Origin of the sequence: Pseudomonas sp. SWRI154 (assembly GCF_014268645.1) — a bacterium.
GTDB classification, from domain to species: domain Bacteria; phylum Pseudomonadota; class Gammaproteobacteria; order Pseudomonadales; family Pseudomonadaceae; genus Aquipseudomonas; species Aquipseudomonas marvdashtae.
This window is the reverse complement of record NZ_JABWQW010000008.1, coordinates 36556-54059: the sequence shown is the minus strand read 5'-3', so window position 1 is coordinate 54059 and position 17504 is coordinate 36556. Positions and strand designations below refer to the sequence as shown.

13 protein-coding genes and 2 pseudogenes are annotated in these 17504 nt (G+C 58.6%); 3 read left to right on the top strand and 12 right to left on the bottom strand.

The genetic code is table 11. The annotated features are described in order from the left end of the window. The first annotated feature begins 75 nt into the window (after nt 1-75). Both cmoA and cmoB read left to right on the top strand, forming a co-directional pair. The gene (gene cmoA, locus HU806_RS09405) at nt 76-819 is read left to right on the top strand and encodes a carboxy-S-adenosyl-L-methionine synthase CmoA (RefSeq protein ID WP_186611118.1); all 744 of its coding nucleotides are present in this window, start codon (nt 76-78) and stop codon (nt 817-819) included. After that, nucleotides 816-1772, top strand: a complete 957-nt coding sequence (cmoB, locus tag HU806_RS09400) for a tRNA 5-methoxyuridine(34)/uridine 5-oxyacetic acid(34) synthase CmoB (protein WP_186611117.1) — start codon at nt 816-818, stop codon at nt 1770-1772. Before cmoA ends, cmoB begins: the two co-directional genes overlap by 4 nt. 38 nt (nt 1773-1810) lie before the next feature. On the opposite strand, the gene tadA is transcribed toward cmoB, so the two are convergent. The 5 genes and pseudogenes from tadA to HU806_RS09375 form a co-directional block, all read right to left on the bottom strand. Beyond that, the gene (gene tadA / locus HU806_RS09395; protein ID WP_186611116.1) at nt 1811-2308 is read right to left on the bottom strand and encodes a tRNA adenosine(34) deaminase TadA; all 498 of its coding nucleotides are present in this window, start codon (nt 2306-2308) and stop codon (nt 1811-1813) included. Continuing rightward, nucleotides 2308-3684 (bottom strand): multicopper oxidase family protein, encoded by a 1377-nt coding sequence (locus HU806_RS09390; RefSeq protein WP_186611115.1) that lies wholly within the window; start codon nt 3682-3684, stop codon nt 2308-2310. Before HU806_RS09390 ends, tadA begins: the two co-directional genes overlap by 1 nt. 126 nt (nt 3685-3810) lie before the next feature. After that, complete coding sequence (locus HU806_RS09385) at nt 3811-4335, bottom strand: helix-turn-helix transcriptional regulator (protein ID WP_186611114.1); 525 nt, start codon at nt 4333-4335, stop codon at nt 3811-3813. Between the two features lie 4 nt (nt 4336-4339). Continuing rightward, nucleotides 4340-4615: pseudogene (locus HU806_RS09380) on the bottom strand (hypothetical protein). Nucleotides 4616-4883: 268 nt separating this feature from the next. Then, nucleotides 4884-5285: pseudogene (locus HU806_RS09375) on the bottom strand (DUF6632 domain-containing protein). Between the two features lie 294 nt (nt 5286-5579). On the opposite strand from HU806_RS09375, the gene HU806_RS09370 reads away from it, so the two are divergent. Next, nucleotides 5580-7652 carry a TerD family protein gene (locus HU806_RS09370; protein ID WP_186611113.1) on the top strand — a complete coding sequence of 691 codons (2073 nt, stop codon included), beginning with the start codon at nt 5580-5582 and terminating at the stop codon, nt 7650-7652. A gap of 449 nt (nt 7653-8101) precedes the next feature. On the opposite strand, the gene HU806_RS09365 is transcribed toward HU806_RS09370, so the two are convergent. The 7 genes from HU806_RS09365 to guaB form a co-directional block, all read right to left on the bottom strand. Next, entirely contained in the window at nt 8102-8686 is a 585-nt protein-coding gene (locus HU806_RS09365) for a plasmid pRiA4b ORF-3 family protein (RefSeq protein ID WP_186611112.1), read from the bottom strand. 147 nt (nt 8687-8833) lie between these two features. Further along, nucleotides 8834-10447 carry a Fic family protein gene (locus HU806_RS09360; protein ID WP_186611111.1) on the bottom strand — a complete coding sequence of 538 codons (1614 nt, stop codon included), beginning with the start codon at nt 10445-10447 and terminating at the stop codon, nt 8834-8836. Nucleotides 10448-10861: 414 nt separating this feature from the next. After that, nucleotides 10862-13015 carry a nuclease-related domain-containing protein gene (locus HU806_RS09355; RefSeq protein ID WP_186611110.1) on the bottom strand — a complete coding sequence of 718 codons (2154 nt, stop codon included), beginning with the start codon at nt 13013-13015 and terminating at the stop codon, nt 10862-10864. A gap of 231 nt (nt 13016-13246) precedes the next feature. Beyond that, nucleotides 13247-13666 (bottom strand): type II toxin-antitoxin system VapC family toxin, encoded by a 420-nt coding sequence (locus tag HU806_RS09350; protein ID WP_186611109.1) that lies wholly within the window; start codon nt 13664-13666, stop codon nt 13247-13249. Then, a complete protein-coding gene (locus HU806_RS09345; protein WP_186611108.1) occupies nt 13663-13917 on the bottom strand; it encodes a FitA-like ribbon-helix-helix domain-containing protein in 255 nt (84 codons plus the stop codon). Before HU806_RS09345 ends, HU806_RS09350 begins: the two co-directional genes overlap by 4 nt. Before the next feature lie 326 nt (nt 13918-14243). Further along, nucleotides 14244-15821 carry a glutamine-hydrolyzing GMP synthase gene (gene guaA / locus HU806_RS09340; protein ID WP_072408106.1) on the bottom strand — a complete coding sequence of 526 codons (1578 nt, stop codon included), beginning with the start codon at nt 15819-15821 and terminating at the stop codon, nt 14244-14246. A gap of 128 nt (nt 15822-15949) precedes the next feature. Then, nucleotides 15950-17419 (bottom strand): IMP dehydrogenase, encoded by a 1470-nt coding sequence (gene guaB, locus HU806_RS09335; protein WP_186611107.1) that lies wholly within the window; start codon nt 17417-17419, stop codon nt 15950-15952. Nucleotides 17420-17504: the final 85 nt, after the last annotated feature.

Genomic DNA, 17504 nt, shown 5'->3' with positions numbered 1-17504 from the left:
CACTTGAACAAAGCTCGCGCTCATGGTTTTTTTGGTTAAAATGCCGGCCTTTCCACCCCTGCCACCGGAACCGCCGTGAGCAAAGAACCCGATCGTCTATTCGCCCAACCCTTGGCCCAGGTGCCTGACTTCGCTTTCAATGAAGACGTGGTGCGGGTGTTTCCGGACATGATCAAGCGTTCGGTACCGGGTTACCCGACCATCGTCGAGAACCTCGGTGTGCTCGCGGCGCAATTTGCCCAGCCGGGCAGCGTGCTCTACGACTTGGGTTCGTCCCTGGGCGCGGTGACCCAGGCGCTGCGCCGCCATGTGCGCACCGACGGTTGCCGCGTGATAGCCGTGGATAACTCGACGGCCATGGTCGAGCGCTGCCGCGAGTACCTCAACGGCCAGGACTCGATGTTCCAGGAATTACTGCCGGTAGAAGTGATCGAAGGCGACATCCTTGCCCTCGAGTTTCAGCCCGCCTCGGTGGTGGCGTTGAACTTTACCCTGCAATTTATCGCGCCGGACCAGCGAACCGCTCTCCTGAGTCGCATCCACCAGTCATTGCTGCCCGGCGGCGCCTTGATCCTCTCGGAGAAGCTGCGCTTCAACGATGCCGAGGAACACGCGCTGCTCACCGACCTGCACGTCGCGTTCAAGCGCGCCAACGGCTACAGCGAGCTGGAAATCGCCCAGAAACGCAGCGCCATCGAAAACGTCATGAAGCCCGACAGCCTCGACGAACACCGCGAGCGCCTGCTGGCCGCCGGTTTCTCGAAAGTCGTGCCGTGGTTCCAATGTCTTAACTTCGCCTCGTTGATTGCCCTGCCATGATTGATCTGTCGCCCCTCGCCCGTCATCTGGCTGGCACGCCCCTGGCCGAATGGGCCGCAACGCTGCAGGCGCAGCTCGACAGCAAAATGGAAAAGGGCCATGGCGATCTGGAGCGCTGGCAAAGCGCGCTCGATGCTTTGCCGGACTTGCAGCCAACCACAGTGGACTTGCTGAACGGTCTGACGCTGGATGTCGATTGCTCCGACGAAACCCGTATGCAGATGCGTACGGCACTGATGGGCCTGTCACCATGGCGCAAAGGGCCGTTCGATCTGTTTGGCGTGCACGTCGACACCGAATGGCGCTCGGACTGGAAATGGTCGCGGGTGGCGCCGCACCTGGACCTTGCGGGCAAGCGCATCCTCGACGTGGGTTGCGGCAACGGCTATTACATGTGGCGCATGCTGGGCGCCGGGGCCGACACAGTGATCGGTGTCGATCCCAACTGGTTATTTTTCTGTCAGTTCCAGGCCGTGCAGCGTTACCTGTCGCAGCCCAACGCCTGGCACCTGCCGTTCCCGTTCGAGGCCCTGCCGCCGGAACTGGAAGGCTTCGACACGGTGTTCTCCATGGGCGTGTTCTATCACCGCCGCTCGCCGATCGAACACTTGCTGGCCTTGAAGGATTGCCTGGTCAAGGGCGGCGAGCTGGTGCTGGAAACCCTCGTGATCGAAGGCGACGAGCATCAGGTGCTAGTGCCCGAGGACCGCTACGCGCAGATGCGCAACGTGTGGTTCCTGCCATCGGTCCCGGCCTTGGAACGCTGGCTGCGCCGTGCCGGGTTCAGCGACGTGCGTTGCGTGGACGTAAGCCTGACCACGGTCGAAGAACAGCGCAGCACCGAGTGGATGAAGTACCAGTCGCTGAGTGACTTCCTCGACCCCGCCGACCACAGCAAGACCATCGAAGGGCTGCCGGCGCCGATGCGGGCGGTGATTGTGGCGCGCAAATAAATAGTCCAAGCACCACAAAACCCTGTGGGAGTGGGTGTTCAGCCTGAGGATTTGGCTCTTCTGGCCTTGAAAAACTCACTCAGCACAGCACCGCACTCCTCAGCCAACACTCCCCCCTCGAACATCACCCGATGGTTCAAGAATCCCTGAGTGAAGAACTGCCCCTGGCTCTGCACAATGCCGGCCTTGGGTTCCAGGGCGCCGTAGACGACCCGAGCGATACGCGAATGGACGATAAGGCCGGCGCACATGCTGCACGGCTCCAACGTTACATATAGCGTGCTGCCGGGCAGGCGGTAGTTGCTCACGGCCTGGGCGGCGGCGCGAATCGCGACCATTTCGGCGTGGGCGCTAGGGTCGTGGCCACTGATCGGGCAATTGAAGCCACGCCCGATGATCTCACCGTCCTGGACCAACACAGCGCCTACCGGCACCTCGCCCAGGGCTGCGCCCTGCTCGGCGAGGGCCAGGGCTTCGCGCATGAAGTCCTGGTCACAGCTGCGGTCGATGATTCTGGCAGGGCGAATCTGGCGCATCACGCCACCTCGATGGCGGCCATCAGGCCGGTTTCCATGTGGTCGATCACATGGCAGTGGAACATCCACACGCCAGGATTATCTGCCACCAGTGCCACCTGCGCCCGTTCGTTTTTACCCAGCAAGTAGGTGTCGGTGAAATACGGCACGACCTTGTGCCGGTTCGACGCGATCACCTTGAAGCTCATGCCGTGCAAATGGATCGGGTGCTGGTACTGGGTCATGTTCTTCAATTCGAAAATGTAGCTCTGGCCTTTTTTCAGCGTGGCGATCGGCCGGTCGGCGCAGGTCTTGTCGGTGATGTCCCAAGCCTTGCCGTTAATCTGCCAAAGGCTTGGCGGCTTGCCGTTATCGACATTGACCGACACCGAGCCGACCCACTCGAAATTGAAGTTGAGTTTCTCGGCATTGGCCAGGTCCGGCTCGGCCACCGGGTTAGGCGGCAATGCTGGCGGCCATGGAGTCGGCGCGTCATTGTTGGGCACCGAACGCAACGTGCCCAGGCGTACAGGACCGTTGCGCAGCGACAACTCTTCCCCGGCCGGTGGTGCCTTGATCGCCAGGCAGATGCGCATGCCCGGACCAAGCCAGTACTCCTTGCCCAGCGGGCGCGGCGTGATGGGGTTGCCGTCCAGCGCATAGATCTGCGCTTCAACGCCGGGGATGTTGATGCGGTAAGTCAGGGTGTTGTCGAGATTGAGCAAGCGCACCCTAGTAATCTGCCCGGCCGGTAAATCGATCACCGCTTGCGGCACGCCATTGATCGTCGACAACCGCCCCGCCGTGCCACCACGGGCCGCTTCACGGGGGATGCTGAACGCGACGAACTCGCCCTGCTCATCCACGTGCCAGCTCTTGAGGCTCAGGGTCTGCTCGTATCTGAAGCCGGTAGGCTCACGCTCTTCGATGATCAGCGGCCCGACCAGCCCGCGTCCGAGCTCCTCGCTGCTGTTGACGTGAGGGTGATACCAATAGCTGCCAGCGTCCGGCACACGGAATTTGTAATCGAAGTACTCACCCGGCAACACCGGCAATTGTGAGACGTACGGTACGCCGTCCATCTCCAGCGGCAGGCGGATGCCATGCCAATGAATCGTGGTGGCGACCGGCAAATGATTGATGAAGCGAACCCGCAACCACTCCCCCTGGCGCACCCGCAGCTCGGTGCCCGGCGCCGACGGACCAAAAGCCCAAGCCTGGGTCTTGTGCCCGGCTACCAGCTCGACGTCCAACGGCGCCGCGATCAGCTCATAGTCATGACCGGCCTCGGCATCAGCCATCTTGCCCAGCCAATACCGCGACGCGCCTCCCGCACCTACGCCAACGACAACAAGACCGGCCAGGCCACCGAGAATTTGGCGACGGGTAAAGGACATGAACGTGACTACCTCTTGAATCTACGACGGACCGGGGGCCCGCAAAAGGCGAATACGATACACCTGCAATTGAGAAAGATTAAGTGAAGGATTGTCGCGGGGCGCGGTTCGGACGATGACTGCCTGTCACCCAACCAGCGCTTCCAGCCGTTTGGAACCCACCTCTGATAGCCGTCGGCCTTCTTTCGCAACGTTGACCTGCAAGGCCACCCGGGCCACATCCAACACATTATTGGTAAGCGAATAGCTGCCCCTGTCCTGCAGCCAGGTCAGAATGTCCGCCAGATGCCAGATGGATGCACTGCCCTCGTGCACCGGCGTCGGAAAGCTGCCCGGATGAGTCAACATCAGCTTGCGCATGTTCTGCCGCGATACCCCTACGATCTCGGCTACGTCGGTCAGACCGACCAGATCAGGCGCAACTTCGATCAGCTTGGCCGACGGCACCGCACGGCGCACATCGTCCAGCGCACCAAGCACCGCCTCAGCGGCATCAGGCGCATCGCGAGTGAACTCAAGCGCCAGCCGCCCCGGTTGCCCGATGCCGACCAGGGCATCGTCGCAGCCCGCTTCTCCCAGCCGCTCCACCAGTTCATCCATGGCATAGCCATCGTCGGCAAGCTGATATTTCAAGGTAAAGATAAATTCCATTGCTCTATTCCTTAGCATCATGATCCGCATCACGTCGATTGCGATGCGTGGAGCAATTGTCCACGACGCGTCGCAATGCTCGCGCGTGGTTGCCAGGATTCTTCGGCGTGCTCCATATCGACGTGATGCAGAACTCACCTCAGCGACACTCCTGATCGTTGTATGGGCAATAAGCCCGTCCCCAGGCGTGACTGCCGCCAACTTCAATGCGCCAGCCGTGCCCTTCGGCATGCCTGAGCGTTTCTTCGACCTCTTTTTTCGGGTGCGAGTGACGAATCATCCGTGATCTCCAGTATTCGCGCGGCGGAAAAGGTTGTCAATCGACAACTTCTTTCACTTCGAATGACTGCGATACCTGCAGGCCATTCCGCCCGATGATAAGCGCGTCTCGGCGCCCGCTGAGGCGGTAATCGTAGCGAAACGTGACGGGGAATCCGTCTGGCAGGGGCTATCCTCCGGTAACCCTCCAATGAGAAACAGCAGGCCGACAAAAGAAAAAACCTGGAGAGATTATCCACAGGTTTTTTATGTACAAATCAACGCGGTGGTCAATCGTGCAGCAAACGCGCCTTATCACTTCGTGGCATGAAAAAAGCCAACGCCGCCGCGACGATGAACAACGCGGGCACATCGCCGAGCAAATGGTCGAAATGCCGCGCCCCGTCCATGCCGACGCCAAAAGACTGCGCGGCCATGATCGCGCCGTGCACGACGCTCGACCACACGGTGAACCAGATCAGGCTCAGGTGTCTCATCGGCTCGCGGGACGCCCTTAGCAGGAACACGCCGAGCGTTGCGTAGATGCCGACGATTATCATTAGATATTCGAATGACCGCTGTGCCACGCCCAGCCGGACGGCCACAGGAGCATCAGTGGCCAGATCGCGAAATCGCGATTAAGCCAACAACAACACGATGCGCAGAATGGCGACTCGTTGAATGTCATTCATGGCGGGCTCCTTATTCCGGCGTGACTGTCGCCATCATTAGATGCCCGGGAGTATAGGATGCCTGACTCACATCCACTCATTTACCGGTAATGGTTCAAGATATGTAGGCAACCTGACAAACAGAGACAACCTCTCTTAGAATGCCTGCGTGGCTATGGAACACCTTCCTTCTAACCTCCTATGATCTAGGGGTTCCGCTCTCCACACCGCGCCTGCTTCTTGCAGGCGTTTTTACATCGACGCGACGTGACGCTGCAACTCACTCACAACGACGGCCAAGGAAAGACATCAAGCATGGATCAGGAGCTGTTTTTGCGTCGTCGTACAAAGGTTCACGTTCCTGAGGGCACCGGCGGTGCAACGCGCGCTCAGGTCGCGTCGGCTGTCCAGGAAATAGCAGCGTTCCGATGCGTGCTATCGGAGCCACTGATCGAGCAAATCGGCATGCTCTCGGCGGCAGAACTCACGAACTGGCTGCGCGACGTTATCGGAGTGCTTCGGCGGCAGACCGGCGCCCATGTGCACCACCAGCCGTTTTATCCTGACTTCCCAGAGCAGGTTTTGAAAACCTCAGAGGCAGAGTTGTACCTGACCGCCGTCATTCACTACCTCACGCTTCGGCGTTTGCCACCGAGCGAACATGCTCGACCTGTGATGCTTGAAGGAAGCTTCATATCCCGAGTGATCGAACTGGGCAGCGTCTCTGAGTTCGAGGCACTGCTCGAACCCCTGGTTTCATCGCGTACCTCACTCTCCGAGGAGGAAACGGCCGATGTCGTCTGGTTCATCCAGACATACAAAAGTGACGTCTTCCGTCTGCTGCCTGAGGTCGTCCCGTTCCGGGAGACTCGCGCACTGGTTGGCGGCGCACTGCTCCTGCATGCAGCCGGCGATGCACGGGTGGATGCATTCCTGGAGCAAAACGTCGAAACGGCGACAGATGTACTACGACTGGCAGTCGCGCTGAGTGGAGGCGACGTGTCACTGATGACAGCTTCGACACGTTTCACAGCGATGAAGCGCGCGACGCGCCGTCTGCTGTTGCGCCTACTCGATCGCGCAGCCAACGCCGGGGAGGATGTGATGCGTCATGCCGAACGTTGGAAACGCTTGGCCGAAGTACTGCATCCGGGAGAGCATGCCGATAAATACCCAAGAGCACTCGCCGCGATCACAGCAGCGCGCCGCAACGACCCGCCGGCCTCGTTCGGATCACGCGTCGAAACAATGCTTGCCCAGCGTCAGATCGCCGCGCTCACGCCCTTATTACAGGAGCGTCCCGGTGAATTCGCACGACGGCTGGATGTGACCTTGCGCCGTGCGAGCGAAGCAGACGCTGTACTCGACGCGTTCGAGGCCGTCGCGACACAAGTGTCCACACCTATCCTGCTGCAGGTGTTAGCCCAAGTACGTGCCCCGCGTCCCCTGCCCCTGCGGGCCTTCACACCGAAAGGGGCATTGGCTAAGGTCTATGGCATCAAGGACCGGCGCGAACCTCTCACGCCTGAGGTGTTGGCGCGCGCAGCTCACATTTGCCAGGACGCCCTCATAACGCGTTTTGCGTCTCTGCCGCCGCTAGGCCGCTGTTTCATCGACCCCGCACTGCGCGAATACAGGGTGCCGCTGGCACAACGTGCCGCATCGAAGTCACTACGTACGCTGGTGCGCGGAAGCCGGTTGCCTATGCCTGACACGCGTTTCATTCGTCTGTTTCTGTGGTGGAAGAACGGACGTGAACGCACGGACATCGACTTGTCCGCCGCATTTTTCGACGCCAACTTCGTGTTCATACAAACTGTCGCGTATTACAACCTGAAGGGATTCGGCGGCTACCACAGCGGCGATATCGTCGACGCGCCCCACGGGGCTTCAGAATTCATCGACCTCGACATCGATGCCCTCGTCGAGAAGGGTATCCGCTACGTCGTCACGTCTATCAATTCATATACCGAGCAGCCGTACTGCGATCTACCCGAATGCTTCGCTGGCTGGATGGCCCGTGCTGACGTGGCATCAGGTGAAGTATTCGAACCGCGCTCGGTGATCGACCGTCTCGATATCGCATCCGATACCAGTATCTGCCTGCCATTCGTGATGGACTTGCAAGAGCGGCGTGTGATCTGGGCCGATCTCGGACTTACATCATCGCCGCGGTGGAACAACGTTCAGAACAACCTGGGAGGGGTATCGTTGATGCTGCGGGCTTTGGTGCATACACCACGTCCGGATCTGGAGACGCTGTTCGATTTACATGCACGCGCACGAGGAGAACGGGTGGCTTCGCCGCAACAGGCACAGGCGGTATTTGCGCCTGATCAAGGGATGACGCCGTTCGATACGGCTTTGATTCGATCACAGTTTCTCTAGTGCCTAAGCAAGCCTTTTGGCATTGGCTATAACCCTTTCCTACGGCCCTCCGAACCTAGCGCGGCATGGTACGAGCTGCTTCCTTTTTTCCTAGCTCATTATTTGCCCAGGTTAAGCCCTACATTTTTGATCGTTGCGCCGCCTTTCTGTAGCACTCCCGCATCATCCGATATCACGCGGTAGTACCCCGGCGGAATATCACATGTGAGAACACCACCACACTGAGGGCAGACAGGCTTGGCCAGAACTGCAATATCAGACGGAATGTCGTCAGGCCACCAAACCTTTTGACAGCTCCCGAGACATGCGTGAGTTGGCGAGCCTTGATTAGCACTATAGATCAAATGTCCTTTCGTTTTTACGATTTGCATTCAACTTTCCCTATGCATCCGGATCAGGAGCCCAGCCCCGCTTAGCACGTAAGCGTCCGTCCGGCACCCTCTTGTGGATCAGGTCTTCACCTGTTTCTTCAGCCACTGGTTGACCCAATCGCAGTCAAACGCTGTCGGATCAAATCCATCATCCCCATACCACTCCGACATTTCTTCATGTTCGGGATGATTCGGATCCGCCAACGCCGCCAGAAACGTTTCATATCCAGGCGCACCGCCAATATCTTCCGGCGGGCGTCGATTGGCCCCATCGATGCAACATGGCACCTGCGAAAAAATAATTGCGGGCAAGGTTTTCTCGACTTTGATGCGCAGCTCCCAGTTGTCGCCAAAGTCGTAGACATAACGAAACGTCTTCTTCCCGTACAACACGTTGATCAGCTTTTTACGCTGCTCGGAAATCACCGGCGGGCCCCAATCCGGGTCAGGCACACCGTAACTTTCACCATCAATTTCAAACTCATGCAGATGCGTGTCGCTCCAGCCAAACACAGCCTGGATCACCTGATGCAACTTGCTCAAGGTGATGTTTTCAGGCACTGCAACTCGACGCCAGATCGAAGGTTTTATCCATTTAAATTCGATGTGCAGAATCAGGACTTGGTCGGGTTTAATCCCGGACAGAGGGGTCGTCTTTGGCATGGGTCGAGCAGCCTCGCAGTGTTCGGGGGAGTTAAGGGAAACGTTCCAAAGAATTGATCACGAGAGTCATGACCCGCATGTTACTGAGTTTGCTCAGTGCGGCAAGTCAGACCGCAAGGACGGATGCTGTACGAATTGGCCCGGGTTTCAGCGGTCGACGGGCTTTCCCGGACGATAGCGATCAATCACAGCAGCACCCACTCCACCGTCCTGCGCAAACGCCTGCGAGACGGCGTCAACGATCTCGGCCCAAACCCCGACCTGTTGCAGGACGGGCATTTCCTTGGCAAGCACATTGCTCAACTCGCCGCGATTCTGCTCAATTGAGCGCAGCACCCGATCCGCCTGTTGATCAGGCATCTCGACCACCTCCTTCAGCATCGCGCGCGCCCGCGCATGGCTGCGCAGATAACGAGACTCCTCGCGCATCTGCTCGGTCAACGTCCGGCCAATGATATTGGCCAGAAACACGGTATGGGGTCCGAGATCCGGATAGCGCCACAGCGGTCGGGCCTGATCAGCGCCCCGAAAAGAGAAGTTCGACACGACACCGTCTGGATAGGTCGTCTGTCTGGGCTCGAAGACTACTTGTTCACGTACAGCCTGCATAAGCGGCCTGGACACCTGGTCCAGCACTCGGTCGTAGCCACGACGCTCGCCCGCGTCATCGGTAATCACCGCTGAGATCGGCAGAATCACCGGATCCGGGATCACGCCATCACGTCGCAATACGTCGTTGACCAAAAACCGATGCACACGGCCATTACCATCGGCAAGTGGGTGGATATAGACGAAACCAAAGGCTGCCACCGCGCTGCGCATCACCGACGACTGGCCTTGCGTCCTTTCGAGGAACACCCTAAGCCCTTCAAGCATCGCGCCGATCTCATCGGCCGCAGGGGCGACGTAATGTACGACCTCCTGGTAGCGCACCGTTTCGCCGACGAAAACCGGTGACTGGCGCACGCCGAAGTGGGCGATCGTCGTCCGATCGCCAAGAATTTCCTGCTGCAATTCTGCCAGTGCGGCGTTGCTCAACGGGACTGCACCTTGTCCGGTACGACGTGCCATCACGTCGGCAAAGCGCTGCACCCGCCCTACCCGGTCAGCCTCTCCTTCGATGGCGAAGCTGGCCTTGCTCTCGCGTAGCGTCATCCAGACAGCCGACCGCATCAGCAGATCCTCGCCAAACTCGTCCGTCAGTTCACCGAACAGGCGTGGGACGTCCAGTCCGAGCGCACGCATTACCGCCTCAGTCTTGATCACGCAGGGGCAGAATTCACGCGTGCCGGGCAGGTTGTCATTTACCCGCCAGCGCTGCACCTTGACCACCCGGTCGCGGGATGCCGATACCAGCTTGGCTTCGTCAATGGCATCGACGTAATTGCCACCCAAGCGCTCGGGCACGACCAGAGTATTTCCAGTCAGCCATTCATACAGAAACGCAGCACGACGCGCATACTGCCCGGTAGGCTCGGCCGCTATCCAGTCTTGGACGAAAGCCGGCCCCGTCCTCTCGAACAGACGGGCAAGGAATTCCAGATTGGGGACTTCATGACGCAGATGGAACTGCAGGTGCGCAGCAGGCTCCTTATCCGGTCGCATCGCCTCCGTATAGGTTTCCAGACGGAAACCGTCGTTGACTTGAGTTGCGCGTCGCCCACCCACTTGGCTCGTCACAGGCAGCCGCCCCAGGGGCTGCACGCCACAGGTTTGGGCCAGCCAGGCGGCGCCTATCGGGTCTGCGGGCAAATCGGTCATAAAGGGGCTCTCCGGACAAGACGATTTTTAGGGGGGCGGAAATGATGTCGTGCGCCAGACTTTGTCAGCTAACGGTTAAGATTGTACAGAAACGATTAGATAACAATAGTCGAGCACAAAAACGATTATTACTGACAGCCGGCTTGTCAAAACTGAGAAAGAGACTGAACATTCCTGGGCGGTGCGACGCATTCCTTACCTGCCTACACCACGTTTATGTTGTCGGAGTCCGATCTTGACGCCCGCATTCAAGTTTCCTCAGATATCGCTACTCCGTCGTCTCGCAAAGCCCGGATCTCTCACGCCACACATTCACTGCAATCAGATATCTGCTTTCCGGCACCTTGAACCGCAGACAACCCTATTCGAGCGAATTGCACTGCTAAAGCAAAGCGCGAAGCGGAAGCAATAAACTCAAGAGCGACAGCACTTCTTGTATTTTTTTCCACTACCGCATGGGCATGCTTCATTGCGGCCCGGCTCCACGTGCCTCGTGCCTCTCTCCAAGATTTTCATCGCCGCGTTCATGGCTACAGGCTTTCGCATTCCCTTAGTCAGCTCGTCCATCAAGTCGGATTGGGCCCAGGGTAGGTTGTACATCATGCCGAATTGAATTTTTCCCTGCGTATTGATGGAAACACCGAACCATGTGGCAGCTCGCTCCACGTACTTGCGTTTTTCACAATGCAGTTTCAGGTGTTCAATCGCGTGAGGATCTGGAGCTGGGTAGCAATGGAACGTAATTCCCGCTTCTCCTCCATCAATGGCAAAGGTGAAGTCGTGAGGGCGCCCATCTCTCATGGCCATACCCATGATACCGGCTATGCCCTGGTGGATGTGCTGACACGCCTTGCCATCTAGCGACAGCAGCACAAAACCGAGTTCAAGCATTGCAGGATCTGCTGCTCGCTCAATCTGGGCAATCAACTGCTCATACTGAGTACCTAGCATGTGCGTCAGAATACCTGGCGGTGTTCTTTTCCCTGGGAACCCTTCCCTGCGCACCGTCATCGCGACATCCACGTCACTCGCGAACGAGTCGTCCACCGATGCCATGCTGTAGGTTGGGTCGAGCCAGAGATTTTGATTCAGGTGATAACCCAGCGCTGTCAGCTCATGGCTAACTCTGAGCTTGTCACGTGCGATCGCCCGCAAGCGTACGTAGCTGAGAAGTCGCAGGGGGGAGTCCAACATTTCCGTCAGGACGTCCAGTAGGAAAACATCCATCACCAACGGGGCCCGGACGATCTCCGTGGTTTCGAACTCAAGGTATTGGCTCGCCTGGAGCGCTAGCGCAGGATAGTGGTCAGATACCACACAGAACGGGAAGATCTCTTTGATCGAATTAGGCATGGCGATCTCGCACCCCGCATCATCGATCATCCGGCACCTACCGGAGAGAATTGCCTCAGCGCAGTCCCACGCTTGATCAGAGGCCTTCTGAATAGCCGCAGCGAAGTCAGCCTTGAGCTGACCATCGTTCCCCTTCCGTGCGGCCAGTGTTAGCTTCTTCGCTTTGGCTTGAACGATGATCATGCGGTCACCGAAGATCACCAGCACGTCAGCTTCTCCGGCCCTATTTTTCCCGTCAAGAATGTTGACGTTGGTGAAAACGTTGGCTCTTCCAAAGACCGCAGCTAATCGTTTGTGAGCAAAACGTTCAACGAACGCGCCACGGTTGTCAGAGGCCTGTCGGCGATAGACAGGGTCGTCTTTCATCCAAAAGAACGGTGACTCGTACAGTGATTCGTAAATTGCGTAGTGCATGAAGAGGAGCACCGACCCGCGATCAGTCGGCAACAGCGGTGTTCCGACCACGCTGTTGTAATCCCCCAGCTCCCGGAATTCCGCGTTCTGACCGGTGAACGTCAATGCCTCAAACACTGCCTGTACGACGCCAACGTCCAGCCCAGTTTTTCGAGCGACTTCCTCAGGGGTGAACTCGAAGTGAGCCAGAGGTGAACCGGCGGCTTCCAGTGCTTTCTTACCATTTTGATGCAGCTGGGTTGCACGTAGGTCCATGAGCGAACACATCGCACGGGCAACTGCTTGTGCCTGACGACTCGTGAAACCCTTATTCTGCTGAAGCCAAGCGTCATCGTCCTCGTGCTTGTCGACGAAAAAATCTCGGTACTGGAAACTGTAAGCGGACTCCGGGCCGTAGAAGATTGGCTCCCTCAGCGCCGCCCCTTCCCAAATAGACATGCGATCTGTCGCGCTCGCAGATCTACGCTTCAGCGCCTCGAAGATGACGCTGTTCATTGAGCCATGGAGTTCAGCCATCAGCTCATCGGTTTTCTCTACGTAAGCTTGGATTTGACCAAGCTCCGGGAGTGCCAGATCCAACGGCTGGCGCACCAACAACCCTAGCAAGGTGTTGATTTCCGTTCTGAGAAGTCGATTGGGATCGTAGAGCTCACTCAAATCACAAGCTGTGTACTCATCTCGAAAGGCGACCATGTTATCGCGATGGCAGATGTACGCGATCGCGTGAACGTAACCCGGTTTGGCGGTAAGCACGCCAAGGTCAGCGAACACCTCGGACTCACTACGCCCTGTAATACGCATGCTTCACTCCCTCATGGACAGGTAGTGACCCTGACGGCCCGGTCGATGTCGCTCTTGGCCCGGGTGGAATCTCCCCTTCTTGCCCCACCTGTCCCCGCCTGAAAAACCGCGATCATCAGCGTGTCCAGGACGGTTGAAATCAGGGGCTCGCCACGTAGCGCTATCCCGACCCTCGACCATGACGACACCGAAGTCCGGCCTTAACTTGTTAAATTTGTCAGGTAAAGATGTTCATCTGTCTTCCCAAGGATTTATGACTGTTACACCTACTGCCTCATACGGAGCGGTATCACGTGACGCCACGATAAACCCACGTGATGCTGCAATCGCTGCAATATAACCATCAGGTGTTGGGAACCCCCTTCCACGGCCTCTGGCAGTTACAGCCAATCCTGCATAGCAACGTGCAGCACCTGTATCGAAGTTCAACACTCGCCCTTCGAACAAACCCAGAAGGCCTTCAAAGGCCTTATCCAGCATGTTTTTGCGCTTACCGACTGGCAGTGCAGCAATTCCGAACGTCAATTCAGCAATGCTCACGCTGGAAAGGTAAAGCGTGTCTGCTGCTTGTTCGTTTAGCCAATCCCGAACCCTTGGGTCTGGTGTTGGCTTCATCGCCTCAGATACGACATTAGTGTCCAGGACGATCATTCAAACCTCATCGGTTCAGCTGGGGTCGTGTCGCGCACCTGGCCAAGCACTGCAAAGTCTTCATTGGTCAGGCCTACTTTCTTACCCAGCTCTGCCAGGGCATCACCGAGACGCAAACGCCGATGGGGCTTCACCGCATTAGCCAAAATTTCCCGAACCTCTGCTTCTGCGCTACGGCCATGCTGAGCGGCCCGAACGCGAATGGCGCGATGTACCTCATCAGGCACATTTCTTACCGTCAGGATTGCCATAGTCACACCTCATGAAACGCATTCAATGACATCAAAATACAATAATGGAGTCATCTTCGCAAGATCAGGACACCACCGCTCAGCGTTTCGTTTTTGATATGACAACCTCACTCATAACGCCATGGGTTAGCCCTTGGTCGACCTCATAATGCGCGGATTACTGACGCCCCTAGCGAAGTGCTCTTGCGTCATCGGTTAACCAGAGATTGAGCAGCCCATCCGCACCACCTAAAAGAGCTGCTTGGCGCTGCCAGAAAATTCCAAACGCAAAAATGCAAGAAGCCCGCAATAATGCGGGCTTCTTGCTTACGCTAACAGAGTGGGGCTCATTCCCACTCAATCGTCGCCGGCGGCTTGCTCGACACGTCGTACGTCACGCGAGAAATGCCTTCGATTTCATTGATGATCCGTCCGGAAACGGTTTCCAGCAGCTCGTACGGCAGGTGTGCCCAGCGAGCAGTCATGAAGTCGATGGTTTCCACGGCGCGCAGGGCGACGACCCAGGCGTAGCGACGGCCATCGCCGACCACACCCACCGATTTCACCGGTTGGAACACCACGAATGCCTGGCTGACCTTGTGGTACCAGTCGGCCTTGCGCAGTTCTTCGATGAAGATGTGGTCGGCGCGACGCAGCAGGTCGGCGTATTCCTTCTTCACTTCACCGAGGATCCGCACGCCCAGGCCCGGGCCTGGGAATGGGTGGCGGTAGACCATGTCGTAGGGCAGGCCCAGTTCCAGGCCGAGGCGACGCACTTCGTCCTTGAACAATTCGCGCAGCGGCTCGACCAGCTTGAGGTTCATCTCTTCCGGCAGGCCACCGACGTTGTGGTGGGACTTGATCACGTGGGCCTTGCCGCTCTTGGCGCCGGCCGACTCGATCACGTCGGGGTAGATGGTGCCCTGGGCCAGGTACTTGATGTTGTCCAGCTTGCAGGATTCGGCATCGAACACATCGATGAAGGTACGGCCGATGATCTTGCGTTTCTTCTCCGGGTCGGACTCGCCGGCCAGGTTGTTCAGGAACTGCTCTTCGGCGTTGGCGCGGATCACCTTGACGCCCATGTTCTCGGCGAACATGGCCATCACTTGCTCGCCTTCGTGCAGGCGCAGCAGGCCGTTGTCGACGAAGACGCAGGTCAGTTGATCGCCGATGGCCTTGTGCAAAAGCGCGGCAACCACCGACGAGTCAACGCCGCCAGACAGGCCCAGCAGCACGTTGTCGGTACCAACCTGGGCGCGGACCTGGGCGATGGCGTCTTCGGCGATCTTCGACGGGGTCCACAGGGCTTCGCACCCGCAGATGTCGAGGATGAAGCGCGACAGGATGCGGCCACCCTGCTTGGTGTGGGTCACTTCCGGGTGGAACTGCACGCCGTAGTAGCGGCGATCGTCGTTGAACATGCCAGCGATCGGGCAGCTCGGGGTGCTGGCCAGGATGTGGAAGTCTTCCGGCATCTTGGTGACTTTGTCACCGTGGCTCATCCACACGTCGAGGCCGAACAGGCCATCGGCGTCGATATGGTCTTCGATGCCGTCGAGCAGGCGACTCTTGCCGACGACGTCGACGCGGGCATAACCGAACTCACGCAGGTCCGAACCTTCGACCTTGCCGCCCAGTTGCTCGGCCATGGTCTGCATGCCGTAGCAGATGCCGAAGACCGGCACGCCAAGGTCAAACACGGCTTGCGGGCAGCGCGGGCTGTCGGCTTCGTGCACGGACTCGGGGCCGCCGGCGAGGATGACGCCTTTGGGAGCGAATTCGCGAATCGCTTCGTCATCCATGTCGAACGGATGCAGTTCGCAGTACACGCCGATCTCACGCACGCGGCGGGCGATCAGTTGGGTGTACTGGGAACCGAAGTCGAGGATCAGGATGCGGTGAGCGTGAATGTCGAGGGCCATGGGAGAAACTCTGAAGAGCAGTTGCAAGCCGCAAGCCGCAAGCTGCAAGTTGATCGGGCAATACGCGGTGGCTGCTGCAGCGCAACCACCGCTTGTAACTTATAGCTTGTGGCTCAAAGCTGTCGGCGTCAGCCGACCCGATAGTTCGGCGCTTCCTTGGTGATCTGCACGTCGTGGACATGGGACTCGGCCATGCCGGCGCCGGTGATGCGCACGAATTCCGGCTTGGTGCGCATCTCTTCGATGTCAGCGCTGCCGGTATAACCCATGGAAGAACGCAGGCCGCCCATCAGTTGATGGATGATCGCGCTGAGGGTGCCTTTGTACGGCACGCGACCTTCGATGCCTTCCGGCACCAGCTTCTCGGCACCCGCGGAGGAGTCCTGGAAGTACCGGTCGGAAGAGCCCTGGGCCTGGGACATCGCGCCCAGCGAACCCATGCCGCGATAAGCCTTGTAGCTGCGGCCCTGGAACAGTTCGATCTCGCCGGGTGCTTCTTCGGTACCGGCGAACATCGATCCCATCATCACGCAGTAGGCACCGGCAACGATGGCCTTGGACAGGTCACCGGAGAAACGGATGCCGCCGTCGGCGATCAACGGCACGCCAGTGCCTTCAAGGGCGGCGGCAACGTTGGCGATGGCGCTGATCTGCGGCACGCCGACACCAGCAACGATGCGGGTGGTGCAAATCGAGCCAGGGCCGATACCGACCTTGACCGCGTCGGCGCCGGCTTCGGCCAGGGCCTTGGCGGCTTCGCCGGTGGCGATGTTGCCGCCGATCACCTGCACGTCCGGGAAGTTCTGCTTGACCCAGCGCACGCGGTCGATCACGCCTTTGGAGTGACCGTGGGCGGTGTCGACCACCACCACGTCAACGCCGGCATTGACCAGGGCGGCGACACGGTCACCGGTGTCCTTGCCGGTGCCGACCGCCGCGCCGACGCGCAGGCGACCTTGGTCGTCCTTGCTGGCCAGGGGGTAGGCCTTGGCTTTTTCGATGTCATTGACGGTCATCATGCCCTTGAGGGCGAACTTGTCGTCGACGATCAGCACGCGTTCGATGCGGTGCTTGTGCAGCAACTCGCGAACTTCGTCCTTGCCGATGCCTTCCTTGACCGTGACCAGGCGCTCTTTAGGCGTCATCACCTGACGGACGGTGGCATCCAGGCGATTCTCGAAACGCACGTCGCGGGAGGTGACGATGCCGACCAGGTCGCCATCGTGCAGCACCGGAACGCCGGAAATGTTGTGCATGCGGGTCAGTTCGAACAGATCACGAACCGTGGCGTCAGCCTCGATGGTGATCGGGTCCTTGACCACGCCAGCCTCGAACCGCTTGACCTTGCGCACTTCGGCGGCCTGCTGTTCGATGGTCATGTTCTTGTGGATGATACCGATACCGCCTTCCTGGGCCATGGCAATGGCCAGACGGGCTTCGGTCACGGTGTCCATGGCGGCGGAAACCAGGGGGATATTCAGTTCGATGCCACGGGTGAGACGGGTTTTGAGACTGACTTCGTTAGGCAGTACCTCGGAATAACCGGGCACTAGGAGAATGTCGTCGAAGGTCAGAGCTTCTTGGCTGATACGCAGCATCGCGGGGGCTCCCGAGCGGGAAAATGGAAGCGCGCCATTATACTCATGCACCCCGTCTGGCTCAATGTAAAACTCTGTCTATTAT